The 14995-nt window shown below is 51.3% G+C and carries 18 protein-coding genes and 1 pseudogene; 5 read left to right on the forward strand and 14 right to left on the reverse strand.

Annotated features, from left to right (window positions below):
- Window positions 1-22: 22 nt before the first annotated feature.
- From topA to CIG75_RS12130, 6 genes are all read right to left on the reverse strand, one after another.
- Window positions 23-2131 (reverse strand): type I DNA topoisomerase, encoded by a 2109-nt coding sequence (gene topA, locus CIG75_RS12110; RefSeq protein WP_094236902.1) that lies wholly within the window; start codon window positions 2129-2131, stop codon window positions 23-25.
- A gap of 373 nt (window positions 2132-2504) precedes the next feature.
- Window positions 2505-3617 carry a DNA-processing protein DprA gene (gene dprA, locus CIG75_RS12115; protein ID WP_094236903.1) on the reverse strand — a complete coding sequence of 371 codons (1113 nt, stop codon included), beginning with the start codon at window positions 3615-3617 and terminating at the stop codon, window positions 2505-2507.
- Window positions 3618-3690: 73 nt separating this feature from the next.
- Window positions 3691-4593, reverse strand: a complete 903-nt coding sequence (gene sucD, locus CIG75_RS12120; RefSeq protein ID WP_094236904.1) for a succinate--CoA ligase subunit alpha — start codon at window positions 4591-4593, stop codon at window positions 3691-3693.
- Window positions 4594-4617: 24 nt separating this feature from the next.
- Window positions 4618-5775 carry an ADP-forming succinate--CoA ligase subunit beta gene (sucC, locus tag CIG75_RS12125; protein WP_094236905.1) on the reverse strand — a complete coding sequence of 386 codons (1158 nt, stop codon included), beginning with the start codon at window positions 5773-5775 and terminating at the stop codon, window positions 4618-4620.
- 113 nt (window positions 5776-5888) lie between these two features.
- Window positions 5889-6053: a DUF2197 domain-containing protein gene (locus CIG75_RS20745; RefSeq protein WP_157729530.1), complete on the reverse strand. Its 165-nt coding sequence runs from the start codon at window positions 6051-6053 to the stop codon at window positions 5889-5891.
- 77 nt (window positions 6054-6130) lie between these two features.
- Window positions 6131-6367: a hypothetical protein gene (locus CIG75_RS12130; protein WP_094236906.1), complete on the reverse strand. Its 237-nt coding sequence runs from the start codon at window positions 6365-6367 to the stop codon at window positions 6131-6133.
- Between the two features lie 158 nt (window positions 6368-6525).
- On the opposite strand from CIG75_RS12130, the gene CIG75_RS12135 reads away from it, so the two are divergent.
- Window positions 6526-7014 carry a nitroreductase family protein gene (locus CIG75_RS12135; RefSeq protein WP_322348588.1) on the forward strand — a complete coding sequence of 163 codons (489 nt, stop codon included), beginning with the start codon at window positions 6526-6528 and terminating at the stop codon, window positions 7012-7014.
- Window positions 7015-7081: 67 nt separating this feature from the next.
- On the opposite strand, the gene CIG75_RS12140 is transcribed toward CIG75_RS12135, so the two are convergent.
- Complete coding sequence (locus CIG75_RS12140) at window positions 7082-7525, reverse strand: hypothetical protein (protein WP_094236908.1); 444 nt, start codon at window positions 7523-7525, stop codon at window positions 7082-7084.
- Between the two features lie 2 nt (window positions 7526-7527).
- Complete coding sequence (locus CIG75_RS12145; RefSeq protein WP_094236909.1) at window positions 7528-8757, reverse strand: MFS transporter; 1230 nt, start codon at window positions 8755-8757, stop codon at window positions 7528-7530.
- Window positions 8758-8825: 68 nt separating this feature from the next.
- On the opposite strand from CIG75_RS12145, the gene CIG75_RS12150 reads away from it, so the two are divergent.
- Genes CIG75_RS12150 through CIG75_RS12160 form a run of 3 tightly spaced genes read left to right on the forward strand, consistent with a single transcriptional unit; the run spans window position 8826 to window position 10135 of the window.
- Entirely contained in the window at window positions 8826-9269 is a 444-nt protein-coding gene (locus CIG75_RS12150) for a molybdopterin-dependent oxidoreductase (RefSeq protein ID WP_094236910.1), read from the forward strand.
- 56 nt (window positions 9270-9325) lie between these two features.
- On the forward strand, window positions 9326-9667 hold the full coding sequence (locus CIG75_RS12155; RefSeq protein ID WP_094236911.1) for a hypothetical protein: 342 nt from the start codon (window positions 9326-9328) through the stop codon (window positions 9665-9667).
- A gap of 48 nt (window positions 9668-9715) precedes the next feature.
- On the forward strand, window positions 9716-10135 hold the full coding sequence (locus CIG75_RS12160; protein ID WP_094236912.1) for a hypothetical protein: 420 nt from the start codon (window positions 9716-9718) through the stop codon (window positions 10133-10135).
- Window position 10136: 1 nt separating this feature from the next.
- Here the strand turns inward: CIG75_RS12160 and CIG75_RS12165 are convergent, their stop codons facing one another.
- Window positions 10137-10352: a hypothetical protein gene (locus tag CIG75_RS12165; protein ID WP_094236913.1), complete on the reverse strand. Its 216-nt coding sequence runs from the start codon at window positions 10350-10352 to the stop codon at window positions 10137-10139.
- Window positions 10353-10866: 514 nt separating this feature from the next.
- Here CIG75_RS12165 and CIG75_RS12170 point away from each other — a divergent pair.
- A pseudogene (locus tag CIG75_RS12170) lies at window positions 10867-12356 on the forward strand (YifB family Mg chelatase-like AAA ATPase).
- 51 nt (window positions 12357-12407) lie between these two features.
- On the opposite strand, the gene CIG75_RS12175 reads toward CIG75_RS12170, so the two are convergent.
- The 5 genes from CIG75_RS12175 to CIG75_RS12200 form a co-directional block, all read right to left on the reverse strand.
- Window positions 12408-12803: a hypothetical protein gene (locus CIG75_RS12175; RefSeq protein WP_094236914.1), complete on the reverse strand. Its 396-nt coding sequence runs from the start codon at window positions 12801-12803 to the stop codon at window positions 12408-12410.
- Between the two features lie 276 nt (window positions 12804-13079).
- Entirely contained in the window at window positions 13080-13571 is a 492-nt protein-coding gene (locus tag CIG75_RS12180) for a hypothetical protein (protein ID WP_094236915.1), read from the reverse strand.
- Between the two features lie 485 nt (window positions 13572-14056).
- Window positions 14057-14290 (reverse strand): YneF family protein, encoded by a 234-nt coding sequence (locus CIG75_RS12190; RefSeq protein ID WP_094236917.1) that lies wholly within the window; start codon window positions 14288-14290, stop codon window positions 14057-14059.
- A 58-nt stretch (window positions 14291-14348) separates the two neighbouring features.
- Window positions 14349-14717, reverse strand: coding sequence for a YraN family protein (locus CIG75_RS12195; protein WP_094236918.1), 369 nt, complete (start codon window positions 14715-14717; stop codon window positions 14349-14351).
- Window positions 14717-14992, reverse strand: a complete 276-nt coding sequence (locus tag CIG75_RS12200; RefSeq protein WP_094236919.1) for an EscU/YscU/HrcU family type III secretion system export apparatus switch protein — start codon at window positions 14990-14992, stop codon at window positions 14717-14719. Before CIG75_RS12200 ends, CIG75_RS12195 begins: the two co-directional genes overlap by 1 nt.
- Between the last annotated feature and the right edge of the window lie 3 nt (window positions 14993-14995).

Consider the following 14995-nt stretch of genomic DNA (forward strand, 5'->3'; position numbering starts at 1 on the left):
TATCACAAAAAACAGGGGCAAACTACCCCTGTTTGCCCTCTGTGGTCACTTCTTCTTTATGATTGCATTCCGCTCCCGAACACTGGATAACTTCCTTACCTTCACCTTTTCCGGTTCGTTTTATGACCAGCGGTTCGCCACATTCCGGACAGGCCTTGCCAGACGGACGATCCCAGATGATAAAGTCGCATTCCGGATAGCGATCACAACCAAAGAATACGCGTCTGCGCTTACCTTTTCGCTCGACCAACTGGCCTTCTTTGCATTTGGGGCAGCCCACACCGATCTCTTTTAAGATCGGCTTGGTGTTCCGGCAGTCCGGGAAGCCTGGGCACGCTAAAAACTTGCCGTAGCGGCCATGTTTATACACCATCAGTTTCCCACATTTTTCGCAGGGAACGTCCGATACCTCTTCTTGCAACTCCACATGCTTCATTTCTTCTTCAGCGATGCGCAGATGCTTTTCAAAGTCCCCGTAGAATTCACCGAGCACTTTTACCCAATCGATATCGCCTTCTTCCACTTCGTCCAGTTCCTGCTCGATGGTAGAAGTGAAATCGACGTCGATGATTTGAGGGAAAAATTCCTCCATCATCTCATGTACAATCTCGCCAAGCTCGGTCGGTACAAACCGTTTTTCCTCCAAAAGCACGTACCCGCGCTTTTGAATCGTTTCTAATGTCGGCGCATAGGTAGACGGGCGACCGATGCCGATCTCCTCCATCGTCTTGACGAGACGGGCTTCCGTATATCGTGGCGGCGGCTGAGTGAAGTGCTGTTTCGGCTCGATTTCCGGATCGATCAGCTGCTGACCTTCTGCCATCTGCGGCAGGAATTTTTCGTCATCCTCTTTTCCTTCGTCATTTCCTTCAATATATAAGGTCATGAAGCCCGGAAATTTGATCTTCGAACCGGTCGCACGAAAACGTGTCTCCCCAGCTGTAATATCGACAGTCATCGTGTCGAGCACGGCCGAAGACATCTGCGACGCGACAAAACGATCCCAAATCAATTTGTAGAGGCGAAATTGGTCTCGGCTCAAAAATTCCTTGACCTTGTCCGGGTGGCGCAACACAGAAGTCGGACGCACCGCTTCATGCGCTTCTTGGGCACCTTTGGACTTTGTCGCATAGTTGCGCGGCTCAGCCGGGTAATAATCGGCGCCATATTCTTCGACGATATACTCTTTTGCTTCATCCTGCGCAACCTGCGAAATGCGAACAGAGTCGGTACGCATATACGTGATCAAACCGACCGTTCCTTCCCCCCCAATGTCAATCCCTTCATAGAGTTGCTGAGCGAGAGACATCGTTTTGGAAGCGCGATAATTTAATTTGCGCGCCGCTTCCTGTTGCAACGTGGAGGTGGTAAAAGGTGCAGAGGGATTGCGTTTGCGCTCGGTCATTTTGATCGACTGCACGATCCAGTTCTGACCTGCGATCATCTTCTGGATCTCCAGCACATCGCTTTCCGTTTTCAGTTCTTTCTTCTCATCTCCGAAACCGTGGAATCTTGCTTCAAATTTACTTTTCTCAATTTTGAATTGAGCGGTAAGCGTCCAGTATTCTTCCGGCTCAAACGCGCGAATTTCATGCTCGCGGTCGATGATCAAACGTGCCGCAACCGACTGCACGCGACCTGCCGACAGCCCTTTTTTTACTTTCTTCCATAGAAGTGGGCTGATCTGATAGCCCACGAGACGGTCTAAAATCCGACGCGCCTGCTGAGCATTGACCAGATTCATATTGATGGAGCGCGGATGTTTAAACGCTTCTTTTACCGCATCCTTGGTGATCTCGTTAAACACGACACGGCACGGAGCCGCAGTGTCCACGTCCAAGATATGTGCGAGATGCCAAGCAATCGCTTCCCCTTCGCGGTCGGGGTCGGCCGCCAGAAAAACGGCTTTTGCCTTTTTGCGGGCATCCCGCAACTCTTTCAAAATGTCGCCTTTTCCACGTATGGTTATGTATTTCGGAGAGAAGTCGTCTTCCACAGCAACACCAAGCTGCGATTTGGGCAGATCACGGACGTGGCCCATCGAGGCCTTGACCACATATTTCTTGCCGAGATACTTGCCGATCGTCTTTGCTTTGGCGGGAGACTCGACAATAACGAGATAGTCGGACACGACCCTCTCCCCCTTTCTTTATGTAATAGAATGCGTTTTCATATGAAAATCAAGATGCTATGTACCAATATATATCACCGATAATCTGTTTGTCACGACTTATCGTGATTTTTATGGCAAACTCCTGCCATAGTCATTTCCAATCTGAGCCCTCCCCAAACCGATGCGAACTAGAAAGTTCTGCGAAATTCTTGACGCTTTTTCGAATAATAAACAAATGTTTTCGATCAACATCGCCCCTTTCCGCTGCGTATCTTACAATTATTTTCTCGGGGTCCAATATGAACAGCAACCGGCTTCGAAAATGTGACAAACAACTGAATCGATGCGCTCACATCAAATCAAATCGATTGTCCCACCGCTTCAGGTGGGATTATTTTAGGATCGAAAGATAGCGGTTGCCAGGCAAAGCTGCAATTTTTCCTTGCAATTGCAAGCGAAGTAACGCGGTGTGGAGAGCGCCTTGGGGCATGCCAGTGCGGTGTAAAAGGACATCGAGATGAACTTCTTCGTGGCCGAGAATTTGTAGCAGGAGTTTGGCATCGGGGTCAAGAGTTTGTCGATCGGATGTTGAAGAGATGGTTGACGAGGTGATTGCACTGGAGGAAGCAGCACAGAGGAGTTCGTAGTCTTCGAGGATGTCCGAAGCCGCGAGGACAGGTTTCGCCCCGTGCTGGATCAGACGATTCGTACCGATGCTCATAGGGGAGGTGATCGGGCCTGGGACAGCGTATACGTCACGGCCTTGTTCAAGCGCTTGATCGGCGGTGATCAGCGATCCGCTCTTTTCTCCTGCTTCAATGACCAGTGTCGCTTGCGTGAGACCTGAGATGATGCGGTTGCGTATCGGGAAGTTTTGCGGCCGACCTGGAGTTAAGGGCGCCCATTCTGAGATGACCGCTCCGTGCCCATCAGCAATACGATGCGCTAAACGCATGTTTTCACGAGGATATATCTGTAAGAGTCCACTGCCAAGCACAGCGATCGTCTGACCGCCCGCTTTCAGCGTCGCGCCATGCGCCGCCGTATCGATACCCCTCGCTAGACCTGAGACGATCGTCAACCCGCTCTGCACCAACTCGGTCACAAGTTTTTCTGTGACGAGCCTACCGTATGCGCTCAACGTTCTTGCCCCTACTACAGCAAGCGCATGACTGCCCGTTTTTGGAAGGTTGCCCATGACGAACAGCCCTGCAGGCGGGTCGTACAAAGCGCGGAGCATTTCAGGATACTCAGCATCCATCTGGGAAATGTAGCGAATCCCATCCCGTTCAAACTGTTTGCGCATCGCCACTGGGTCAAATTGGGCTCGGGTCGATGCGAGTTCCCTCACGCTTTTGATTCGTACTCCTCCCTGTTGCAGCTCGCTTACATCAGCTTCCCAGACGCGCTGCCAACTGCCAAAATGATCGTGGAGTTTTCGAACGCTGACTGCGCCAACGCCTGGGCTGCACGACAACCAGAGCAATATATCTTCAGCACGCACAAACGTTCCCCCTTTCGGATAAAAAAGAGAGACTCGCTATGAGTCTCTCTTGCATGAATGGCTGATTCAAGCCTTATTTCACGGTCACTTTCTCAAGCATACCTTTTTCGTTGAGCAGTTCGACCATGGTGGAACCGAGATCGGACGGGGTCGGAGCAACTTTGATGCCGGCTGCTTCCATCGCGGCGATCTTTTCAGCTGCGGTGCCTTTACCACCAGAGATAATTGCGCCCGCATGGCCCATGCGCTTGCCCGGAGGTGCAGTTGCACCTGCGATGAAGCCCACAACCGGCTTGGTGCAGTTAGCTGCGATCCATTCAGCCGCTTCTTCTTCAGCGGTACCACCGATTTCACCGATCATGATGATCGCATCGGTATCTGGATCGTTTTGGAACAGTTCCAGCACGTCGATGAAGTTCGTTCCGTTGATCGGGTCGCCGCCGATACCGACTGCGGTAGATTGACCGATGTTCAGCGTGCTCAATTGGAACACCGCTTCATAGGTCAAGGTGCCGGAGCGAGAAACAACGCCCACGCGGCCCGGGGTGTGGATGTAGCCCGGCATGATGCCGATCTTGCACTCGCCCGGCGTGATGACGCCCGGGCAGTTCGGACCGATCAGGCGGGTGCGCTTTCCTTCCATAAAGCGGCGCACTTTGATCATGTCCAAAACCGGAATGCCTTCGGTGATGCAGATGACAAGATCGAGGTCAGCGTCAACCGCTTCCATGATCGAGTCAGCCGCAAAAGCCGGCGGAACGTAGACGACAGACACGTTTGCGCCAGTCGCATTTTTAGCATCCAACACGGTATCGAATACCGGAATGCCTTCGATTTCGGTGCCGCCCTTGCCCGGCGTTACACCTGCAACCATGTTCGTTCCATATTCAATCGCTTGCTTCGTATGGAAAAGGCCCGTTTTACCCGTGATGCCTTGGGTCATGACCTTCGTATCTTTGTTAATCAAGATAGACATTTGGGTTACCCTCCTCCGCTCGTATTACTTCACCAATGCGACGATCTTTTGAGCTGCGTCAGCCAAGCTGTCCGCCGCGACAATGTTCAGACCGGACTCGTTCAAGATCTTCTTACCAAGCTCAACGTTGGTGCCTTCAAGACGAACGACGAGCGGGTGGCTGAGACCGATTTCTTTAGCAGCTGCAATAACACCTTCTGCGATGGTGTCACACTTCATGATGCCGCCGAAAATGTTGACCAGAATCCCTTTGACGTTTTCGTCAGACAGGATGATTTTGAACGCAGCGGTAACTTTCTCAGTGGTCGCACCGCCCCCTACATCAAGGAAGTTCGCCGGGGTGCCGCCAAAGTGTTGGATGGTGTCCATCGTCGCCATCGCAAGACCTGCACCGTTTACCATGCAGCCGATGTTACCATCAAGTGCGATGTAGGTCAGGTCGAACTTGGAAGCCTCGATCTCTTTCGGATCTTCTTCTTCGAAGTCGCGCAGATCGAGGATGTCGCTGTGGCGGAACAGTGCGTTAGAATCGAAGTTCAACTTCGCATCCAATGCTACAACACGGCCATCGCCAGTGACGACCAGCGGGTTGATTTCAGCGATCGAGCAGTCGTTGTCAACAAATGCGTTGTAAAGCCCGGTCATGAATTTAACCGCTTGCTTGACCAGTTCTTTCGGAATGTTGATCGCGTACGCAAGCTTTTGCGCTTGGAACGGAGCCAGACCTACAGCCGGGTCGATCGCTTCTTTAAAGATCTTCTCCGGAGTCGCTGCTGCCACTTCTTCGATCTCGGTGCCGCCTTCTTCAGACGCCATCATGACGACGCGCTGTGTCGCACGGTCAACGACCAGACCGATGTAGTATTCTTTCTTGATGTCGGAGAGCTCCTCGATCAGAAGACGGTTCACCACTTTGCCTTCCGGACCTGTTTGGTGGGTGACGAGGGTCATGCCGAGAATTTGCTCTGCATATGTACGTACTTCATCAACGCTCTTGCCAAGCTTAACGCCGCCTGCCTTACCGCGACCGCCAGCGTGGATCTGTGCTTTTACTACAGCTTTGCCGCCCAGTTCTTCAGCGATCTGTGCTGCTTCATCTACCGTAAAGGCCACGCGGCCGTTCGGAACCGCGACGCCATACTTTTTCAAGACAGCTTTGCCTTGATACTCATGGATGTTCATTCCGCTTCCTCCTCCACTTGATTCGTGAAAAATGGTACATCGTCAAACAAAACTTCTATATTCGACCTATTTCGCGTGAATCCTGCAAGAAACGACAAAACGATGACAAATTCTTAGCGGAATTTCTGATCGCTCTCGTACTGTACCTTGCGTTCGCAAAGACCACAGATATAAGTGGTATTGCCTTCCTTGGCAGTTTGTAACTGCTCGGCAGACGTTGCGTCCGCTTCATGGGTCGTACCGCACAACGAACAGCGAAGCATATACTCCTGATTCATCTGACGTCACTCCTTTGAATTCGATACAGATGAGCCTAGTATGCTGCTCCTCATCCTCTGAGATGCTCGCACCTTGACTAGTTCAGTTTCTTGACAGGTTTATCGATCAGGCCGGACTTGTCGCTGGACCACTCATGGTCGTCCATGATGTCGAGGATGCGGGCGACCACTTCTGCGATCGTATCGCGTCCATACAGGTCATCGCCCAGTTCCTTCTCCATCGCGTCAATCTGCTCGGTGACAAACTTTTCATCAAGATACAGTTCGTCAACGACTTTCTTGATCACCATAGCGCGAACGGAAGCTTTATCCATCCCGCGTAGCCCCTTCCACACACATCTATCTTAGGATAATCCAACCTACTAGAAAATACAAACCTGATTCCACTGCTGAATTAAATTCGGAATACTAAAACTTCTGTATGACGGAATATACAAATAGAGATACTTTGGATACTTGGAAAGGGGAGTTTATGATGAATGTGACAGGCGCGATTCTTACACGGCGTACGATCAAACAATTTAAACCGGACCCCGTGCCGATGGAGAACGTGCTGGCGTGGCTATCGACAGCCGCCTATGCTCCGAACCACCGCATGACGGAGCCTTGGGAGGTCTATGTGGTCGGTCCCAGCACACGAGCAAACTTGAAACACAAGAATGATTTCGGCGGTGCACCGCTTTTGTTGGCGGTGGCATCAACACCCGCGAAAACGTCGGTCGATCGCGATGAACACCTGGTTGCGACCGCTTGCTTCATTCAAAATTTCATGCTGGCCGCGCACGCCGAAGGCGTCGGCACCGGCTGGTCATCGCTTGGCGCCTCACCTCGCGTGCGCGAATTGCTCGCCTTGCCACAGGGACAAGAGATCATCGGCTTCCTTCCCGTCGGGTATCCGCTGGAGGTACCAGAACCCAAGCTGCGTACACCAATTGAGCAAAAACTGCACGACTTGCCGTAACAAACGTTGTTCCCCTCCATACAAAAAGACAGCCGCGCCGATCTAGACGGGTGTCTTTTTGTGCTTACTATTTGATCTCGTTGATCGCGGCGTAGGTCCGGTCCGGTGCAGTATCGAGCAGATACCAGTTGCCTTGTAACTCAAAGCGATCCGCGTAGACGTTGATGCTGATCTTTTCGGTTCCTACGTCAAAAATGAATGTGACCATCGGCACTGTTTTCTGGACGAGACGTCCCTCCTCGGCAGGCAATGCTTTGCCTTCCTTTAACACCGGGACGAGGTTTGCCACTTTCGCCTTCGCGTCCGCGCCTTCGAATCTCCATGTCTTCGGCAGGTCTGATCCTGCCTTGGTAGTCATGACAAACTTTGTCGTTTGAAGCAGGTCGTCAAACGTGACCGCCTCCCCTACCGCCTGTTCCTGATGGGCCGGCTTCGGCTGCTCGGCAGTCATCGGCGCACATCCGGTCAACATCAGTCCTGCGCAAAGTCCCGCTGCGATCAATCGTTTCATTGCTATGCCCTCCGTTCTGTCGCTTCGCTCGTTGCCGTGCTATGGTCGGTGTCCTTGACGGCAAATTTCAACCACAACGCGTTACCTAGCATTGTACACGTTGCAATAAGAAAGAGCGAGCTAATCCCGAACACTCCTCCGATAAAACCGCCCACATTCGGCCCGCACAGATTCCCTAGAAACATGGCCGATGTGTTGTAACCGAACATTCGCCCCTGCACTTCGGTCGGCACCCGCGAACGGATCAAGGAATTGACTTGCGGCAACAGACCGCCAATACACATGCCAAGTCCGAAACGGCAGAGCATCAGTTGCCACGGTGAGGTGACGAACGCTTGCGGGATATAGAACAGAGCGGCTCCGCACATCGCGATCAGCAATACTTTTTTGTAGCCGATCCGATCGCCTAGCTTGCCAAGACGCGGTGAGAAAATGATGTTGGCAATCCCTGTACAAGCGGTGATCAACCCGGCGATCAGCGCAACGTTTTCTGCGCTCGGTGCAAGCTGTGACACATAGATCGACATCATCGGATCGACCATCATCATCGAAAATGAGATCAAAAACGAAACGATCAGCACCGGCCAGACCATCTTCAGATGACCGAGCATTTCAAAGTGCTTGCGCTCCCCTTTGATCTTTTTGGCAGCCGGTTCTGGTTTTTTGAACTCCTCTTTTACAAATACGGTCACGATGATCGTCGCGCAGATCAGCAGACCTGCGGTGAACCAAAATACACTTCGGAACCCTAAAAAATGGGCTAACACTCCGCCGACGAGCGGACCGATGATCTGGCCGGACACCGCACCGGTCTGTAACGTGCCGAGCGCATAACCGACATGCTCCTTTGGCGTGTTCGTCGCCATCAGCGCTATCGCTGCCGGGATAAATCCAGAGATGATCCCCATCGCCAAACGCAGTGAGAACAATTGCTCAACCGATGTGACAAACCCCATCAGCGCCATGACGATCGACATCCCCACCGCACTGCGCAACAACATCACCTTGCGTCCCGTCCGATCGGACAGCGCTCCCCAGATCGGTGCAAAGATCGCTGAGGTCATAAATGTGCCGGAGAAGACTAACCCTGCCCATCGCGTCAAATCCTGCGGATCGGTGATCCCCAGATCCCCAATGTACAAGGGCAAAAATGGCATGACCAAACTCATACCCATCATCACGGTAAAGTTAGCAAACCACAACACGACCAGGTTGCGTTTCCAAAGTTGCATGGACTTTCCTTCTTTCTATGATGTACAATCACCTCAGAAGACTACTTATAAAGGAGTGAAAATTTCAGATGGCAAAAGATGCATTTCAGGTAGTCATTCGCGGGCTTGTTACACACGAATTCGACTTGGAATATTCTGACTTTACCAGTGGGAAATTGGGTCCTCACCTTGAGGTTACTCCTATTGTACCAGCCTTCACAGGAAAAGCGACCCCAATTTCTTCGCTTCTCGAAATAATACAGCCGTCTGTCGATTATACACATGCCGTATTTCACGCAAGCGACGATTTCCAAGCGGTGCTTCCGAAAAATGAGTTGTACAGCGCCTTACTCTTGTTTCAACAAGAGGACAAACCTTTGAAAAAGGGGTTCCCTGTTCGCCTGTTGGTACCGGACGGTCACAGCGATTGCTTGAATGTCAAATCGGTCGTGAAGATCGAATTTATTAAAACTACAGCACAGCAGCCCGCAGAGTTTGGATTTAAAAACACCGTATCGCCTGAAGAATTGTAGCGCAAGGTATCTATTGGGAATACCTTATCGATACGCTTATGAAAAGAGGAGAGACGATGTATACGCTGGTGCTTGAATATAAGATCCGTAAATTTATCACCACCAAGATCCTCGCCAACAACGAGTACGCGGAGGACCAACTTGAAAAAGGTGATGGTTATTTGCACAAGTTGCTACAAGTTGTGCCAGCTTTTGTGGAAGGCGGGCAGATTCTTGGCAGCCGATTTTCGGAAGACGGTTCGCAGATCGTGGTACAGGCAGAACTTGCAGTCCCTGCGATTACAAAAGAAGCTGCACTGCGCTATTTCGAATCGTTTCGCAAGGAAATCCCCGATCAGGAATCGCTTTGTGTGATCGAAGTCAAAGAAGATACACCCCCGTCCAACGGGGATCTATGATACGCTAAAGGCACGATTTCAATTCTTTTCGTTAAGGGGGAACGCCCGATGAGCAAGGATACGCTCTGTTGTGGATTGACGATGGTTGCCGTCATGAGAAGTGTCTACTCCGAAGGCGGAGTATTGATCCATGACGTGCCGATGCTCGTCTGCCCTACCTGCCATCATCATCATCTCGCCCCCGAGTTGGAACTCGATTTCATCATGCTGGCACACCATGCGGAAACGGATGGTGTGAAGATCGCCTCACTACTCGAAGCGATCGGGGACGAAAAAGTCACACGCGTGCTCAATGCTTACCCAGAAGACGAGCGTTACCGAACGGGACGCCGCGTGCTGCCAGAGCAAGTCGACTCGCTGCTCGACATGATCAACATGGCCAAATCGCTTGGTGACGATGCATGGTATCGTGAACTGCTCGACACACTCAAGCAGTTCACAAGTTGGTCGCAAGTTCGGACACGCTAAGTTAGAGCACGGTAAATTCACCACAGATCTGACCATCGTGATAGGTTTTCAGATGATTACGAATGGTGATCATATCGTTTTCCTTCAAAAACTCGTCAAATTCGCTTTCTGACATCCTACATTCCAACACCGCGCTGTTTTTTGGGAAAAACTGATGCAGTGACTTGTCATGGTCGAGCTTGGCATACTGATCATGATAAAGCTGTACGGAGATCATCGAGACACCCCCTCCCCTCTAACTGGACACCTCTAGGATATGTAAATGCCGAGCATGCTAAACGCCCCCATCGTTTGCACGAACGGGGGCGCTTAACTCAACTTCTTATGGTCAACGGTAGCCATGACTCTCTCCTTGTTCGTCATCTGAAGCAACACCCTCGCATGACTCACAACGATTCTTCGACCGGCGGACTTCGTCTCCCTCGAAGAAACCTCCACATTCGAGGCACACAAATTCCAACCCCTTTCACCTCCTTCATCAAATCTCACTCACACCTTTATTATAAACCAATGTGTAAAAAAGAACAGTAAATCCAAGATCGTATTCATCATTTGTTGTGAATCATTGTTCCTTATTCTTGACGACCTTGCTCTATGATATGCAAAAAAAGCCAATCCTGAACTAAGTAAAATCAAATTCTGATCGAATGCTGTCTAAAAATGCGATCTGAGGAGGATTCTCTTTCATGTACGCACAAATGACCGGGCTTGCTTTATTCGGATTGCAAGGAATGATCGTGCAAGTTGAGGTCGATCTGGCCAACGGACTTCCCAACTTTGATCTGGTGGGGTTGCCAGACAGCTCCGTACGCGAGGCCAAAGACCGAGTACGGGCCGCATTACGAAACAGCGGCTTTGATTTTCCACTCCAGCGCATCACTGCCAATCTTGCCCCTGCTGGTTTGCGCAAAGAAGGCGCGGGCTATGATCTCAGTTTGGCGCTCGGCATCTTAGCCGCGGGCGGGATGATTCCCCAAGGCTTGCCCGATTCATTTGCAGCCGTCGGGGAACTCGCGCTTGATGGAACCTTACGTCCGGTGCATGGGATGTTATCGCTTGCTTTAGCCGCAAGAGAGCACGGCTTGAAAAAATTGCTGGTCGCGCAGAACAATGCGCGCGAAGCGGCGCTGGTCAGCGGTATTGAAGTGTATGGGGTCGCTTCGCTCCGTCAAGCCTACGAGTATGTAACTGGCAAACGAACTCTGGAACCGTATGTGGCAGAACCATCAGATCGTGGTCGTCAGGAAATCAGCGACAAAGAGGATTTTGCGGAGATCAAAGGCCAACCCCATGTGAAGAGAGCCTTGGAGATAGCGGCTGCTGGGTCTCACAATGTGCTTTTGATCGGCCCGCCTGGCAGTGGGAAAACGATGCTGATCCGCAGACTACCCTCGATCTTGCCACCGCTGACCGATGCCGAATCGTTGGAAGTGACACAAGTTTACAGCGTGTCGGGACTTTTGTCCCAGAACGGGCCGTTGCTTCGAACAAGGCCCTATCGCTCCCCCATCACACGATCTCCAACGGTGGTCTGATCGGTGGTGGAACGATTCCGAAGCCAGGCGAAGCGACGTTGGCTCACGGTGGGGTGTTGTTTTTGGACGAACTGCCCGAGTTTAAAAAATCGGTTTTGGAAGTCCTGCGACAACCGCTGGAAGATGCCAAAGTAACGATTGCTAGGTCGCAAGCCACTTATACATTTCCCAGTCGCTTCTTGCTGGCTGCGGCGATGAACCCCTGCCCGTGCGGTTATTTTGGGTCTGACTACAAGCCATGTACCTGCACACCTTTGCAAATCTCCCGCTACCGAAGCAAAATCTCCGGCCCGCTCCTCGATCGCATCGATCTGCACATCGAAGTGCCCCGTGTCAGATACCACGACCTCAAAAGCACTTCCCGCGAAGAAACGTCTGCCCTAATCCGCGACCGTGTCATTCGCGCACGCACTCGCCAACAAAATCGCCTGCCTGACCGCCCTATCCCTTGGAATGCCACCATGAATTCACGCGATCTTTCAACGTACTGCACGCTCAGCCCTGAAGCGGCTCAGTTGCTGGAAGACAGCTTTGAGCATCTTGGTCTATCGGCACGTGCCTATGATCGGATCTTAAAAGTGGCGCGCACGATTGCCGATCTGGAGGGGGTTGCAAATCTTGAGCTCTCTCATATCGCCGAAGCCATTCAGTATCGCAGCTTGGATCGCAAGTTTTGGGGTGATTGATCATTTCCGGGATCGGAATGAAGGCAGCCCGTTCCACAGAACGGGCTGCTCTTATTGAAATGGAATTCGATTGCGTTTACAAAAGGCGCGCACCGCCTCTTTTAGTTCCTTCACTTGTTCTTTTTTCAACGGCACCATCAATTGCTGCGGCTTGCCCTTATTGTCATACGCGAGGATCACCTGCTCTTCGATGACCACTTTTTGTATGTCACTAGAGCTGAACTGGCGTCGCTTGAACATGCTTTGCAGTTCGATCGTGTTGTGACCGACTTCGATGTATTGTTTACGCAGTAAAAACACGAGCAGCATCACCGCCAACACGCTAAAGCCAGCTGCGATCGACACTGTGAGCGGTTCCGTTTTTTGTAAAGCGTTGTTGATCCAAATGTACGGTGATACGGCCGCAATGGTAATAAACATCCAGTTGCGTTCCCCAACAAATTTCATAGCTCTTCTCCCCTGCTCCATAGATTGTCCTTCATCAGTATACCAAAAAAGTCCGCTTGTCAGAGGGCATACGATCATAAGACAACGATTTGCTTCGAGATCGTTGCACTCTATTTCTCAGATACGACCCAATATCGCCCTGCTGATTGCTGTCATAGTTGTGATCAACACAGCAAGATCGAAAAGCTGGCCCAATGCCAACCTTTCAACACGTTGATCGATAGTACCTAAAGATTTTCGATCAAGGATTGAGTAATGTTCGACACCCCACACCGATTAACGAGGCCAGCGCCGCGGTTTCCAACTCGGGAGCGATGTGGACAAGTGATTTGAGGAGATGGGAGAAGTCGGGATGCGGAGACGGCCCAGTATAAAACCAAAAACTCCGCTACCAATCGCCCACCAGACGGTGGGAGGCACGGAGTGGGTAGAAGGTGTGGAATCGATTTGAAGCTCCAGCGTGTTGGAAGTAGCACGGGTGATGTGTAGCGTGTTTCCATTTAGTTTGACTTCCGTGCTGCCTTGAGGTAGGAGTACAACCTGATCTCCCTGACGGAAGATAAGATTGCCAGACGAATCGAAACCACCGTACAGCCAGCCATCAAGAACTGACTGGCCGACCGTTACGGTTTCGCCTTCCCCTCCCCCGCCGAGCAGGGCGCAACTGCCGATGAAAAGGATGATCACAAGTAGCAAGGGTATCAACAACAGCCACGGTTGGCGACGGGTCCTGTAGCGAAATCTCCACAGAGGAGATCCCATTTTCATAGCGCTCACCTCCCTCTCCCTTCCATTGTATGCAGGAGGTGATCTGTCTATCTTTAGTTTGTCCTCCGCTACTGCCGTGAACCTGTATACCATCCGTACATAAGCTGATCACGAGCATACCTGAGAGGGGGTTTTCTTGATGTGCCGTTATCACGCTTCAAATTGTCGACCGTACGTCGGAAGAATGGTGCAAATTCAAACACGCAACGGTTTCCACCGCGGCATGGTGGACCGTGTGTCCAACAAGGGGATCTATCTACGGCCGGTCGGTCTCGCCTCCGGGGAGAAGGAGTCCTCTTTTCAAACACTTGACTCCGGTACTTCCGCACTACAAGCCGACCACGTTTTTTATGGGGGCGGGTTTGGCTATCGGTATAACCCGGCAGTATTTTTAGTCCCGTTTTTGTCGATTCTTGCACTATCGAGCCTGCTGTTCTGGTAGACATGAAAAAAGAGAGGGCTACTCGGCCCTCTCTTTTTGCGTATTATTTCTTCTTTTTCGACGACTTATTGTTGTTCGCAGACTGCATGCGCTTGGAAACTTGCATCAACTGCTTTTGGTTGAGATTCATGCCCATGGAACGTGCCATCGATTGGATCTCCTTGTCTGACATCTGCATGTTCTGCATTTTGTTCTTCAGGTAGTAAACACCGCCGAGGGCGCCAAGAACCAAGCCTAACACAAAGGTACCGATTGCAATAAGAGTGGGAACTAGCATGAGTATGTATCCTCCTACGTCTTTCTTTCTCACCCATGATACCATAAGCAACATGATTTTAAAAAGCGTTTCGTAGGTGGCGAATTTGCAAGATTTGCTCGGAATCTCGCTGGAGATAGACGACGATGACATCGAAACGAAAGCGTTTGTATCGAAATTGTTCTGTGGAGAGGTAGTGGACGGCGAGTTGGCGGACTTGGCGCTGCTTGCGCCAATCGACCGATTCTTCGGCAGTGCCGAATCGAGTGAATGTCGTGCGGGTGCGAACTTCGAGGAAGAGGAGTGTATCGCCTTCAGCGGCGATAATATCAAGTTCGCCCGCTTGGCATCGCCAATTGCGGGCGATCAAGTGATAGCCTTGCTGTGTCAGCCAGTCACTGGCAATCTGTTCACCGAGATCACCAATTTGTTTTCGGGAGCGAACCATCAGTCTCGCTCCCTTTTGTCAAGACGTTGAACAAAAGCCAGGACTTCTGCCACCACTTGATAGAGATCGACTGGAATCTCTTTCCCAATGTCGAAGGCAAGCAGCGTTTCCACAAGCGCGCGGTCTTCATGCAAAGGCACATCATTCTCAGAAGCTACCGATAGGATTTGCTCGGCAACCGCCCCACGCCCGCTCGCGACGATGCGAGGCGCAGAATCTTTATTTTGATCATAGTGGATCGCGACCGCCTTTTTGGTGGTCGTTGGTTCGGTCATGAT

The organism is Tumebacillus algifaecis, from assembly GCF_002243515.1.
GTDB lineage: Bacteria > Bacillota > Bacilli > Tumebacillales > Tumebacillaceae > Tumebacillus_A > Tumebacillus_A algifaecis.

Bases quoted from the DNA above. Each gene is read 5' to 3' on its own strand.
- CIG75_RS12200 (WP_094236919.1), bottom strand. From the start codon at position 14,992: ATGACCGAACCAACGACCACCAAAAAGGCGGTCGCGATCCACTATGAT.
- sucC (WP_094236905.1), bottom strand. From the start codon at position 5,775: ATGAACATCCATGAGTATCAAGGCAAAGCTGTCTTGAAAAAGTATGGC.
- sucD (WP_094236904.1), bottom strand. From the start codon at position 4,593: ATGTCTATCTTGATTAACAAAGATACGAAGGTCATGACCCAAGGCATC.
- CIG75_RS12160 (WP_094236912.1), top strand. From the start codon at position 9,716: ATGAGCAAGGATACGCTCTGTTGTGGATTGACGATGGTTGCCGTCATG.
- CIG75_RS12190 (WP_094236917.1), bottom strand. From the start codon at position 14,290: ATGCTAGTTCCCACTCTTATTGCAATCGGTACCTTTGTGTTAGGCTTG.
- CIG75_RS12175 (WP_094236914.1), bottom strand. From the start codon at position 12,803: ATGAAATTTGTTGGGGAACGCAACTGGATGTTTATTACCATTGCGGCC.
- CIG75_RS12140 (WP_094236908.1), bottom strand. From the start codon at position 7,525: ATGAAACGATTGATCGCAGCGGGACTTTGCGCAGGACTGATGTTGACC.
- CIG75_RS12145 (WP_094236909.1), bottom strand. From the start codon at position 8,757: ATGCAACTTTGGAAACGCAACCTGGTCGTGTTGTGGTTTGCTAACTTT.
- CIG75_RS12130 (WP_094236906.1), bottom strand. From the start codon at position 6,367: ATGGATAAAGCTTCCGTTCGCGCTATGGTGATCAAGAAAGTCGTTGAC.
- CIG75_RS12150 (WP_094236910.1), top strand. From the start codon at position 8,826: ATGGCAAAAGATGCATTTCAGGTAGTCATTCGCGGGCTTGTTACACAC.
- CIG75_RS12165 (WP_094236913.1), bottom strand. From the start codon at position 10,352: ATGATCTCCGTACAGCTTTATCATGATCAGTATGCCAAGCTCGACCAT.
- CIG75_RS12135 (WP_322348588.1), top strand. From the start codon at position 6,526: ATGATGAATGTGACAGGCGCGATTCTTACACGGCGTACGATCAAACAA.
- CIG75_RS20745 (WP_157729530.1), bottom strand. From the start codon at position 6,053: ATGAATCAGGAGTATATGCTTCGCTGTTCGTTGTGCGGTACGACCCAT.
- CIG75_RS12180 (WP_094236915.1), bottom strand. From the start codon at position 13,571: ATGAAAATGGGATCTCCTCTGTGGAGATTTCGCTACAGGACCCGTCGC.
- CIG75_RS12155 (WP_094236911.1), top strand. From the start codon at position 9,326: ATGTATACGCTGGTGCTTGAATATAAGATCCGTAAATTTATCACCACC.
- CIG75_RS12195 (WP_094236918.1), bottom strand. From the start codon at position 14,717: ATGGTTCGCTCCCGAAAACAAATTGGTGATCTCGGTGAACAGATTGCC.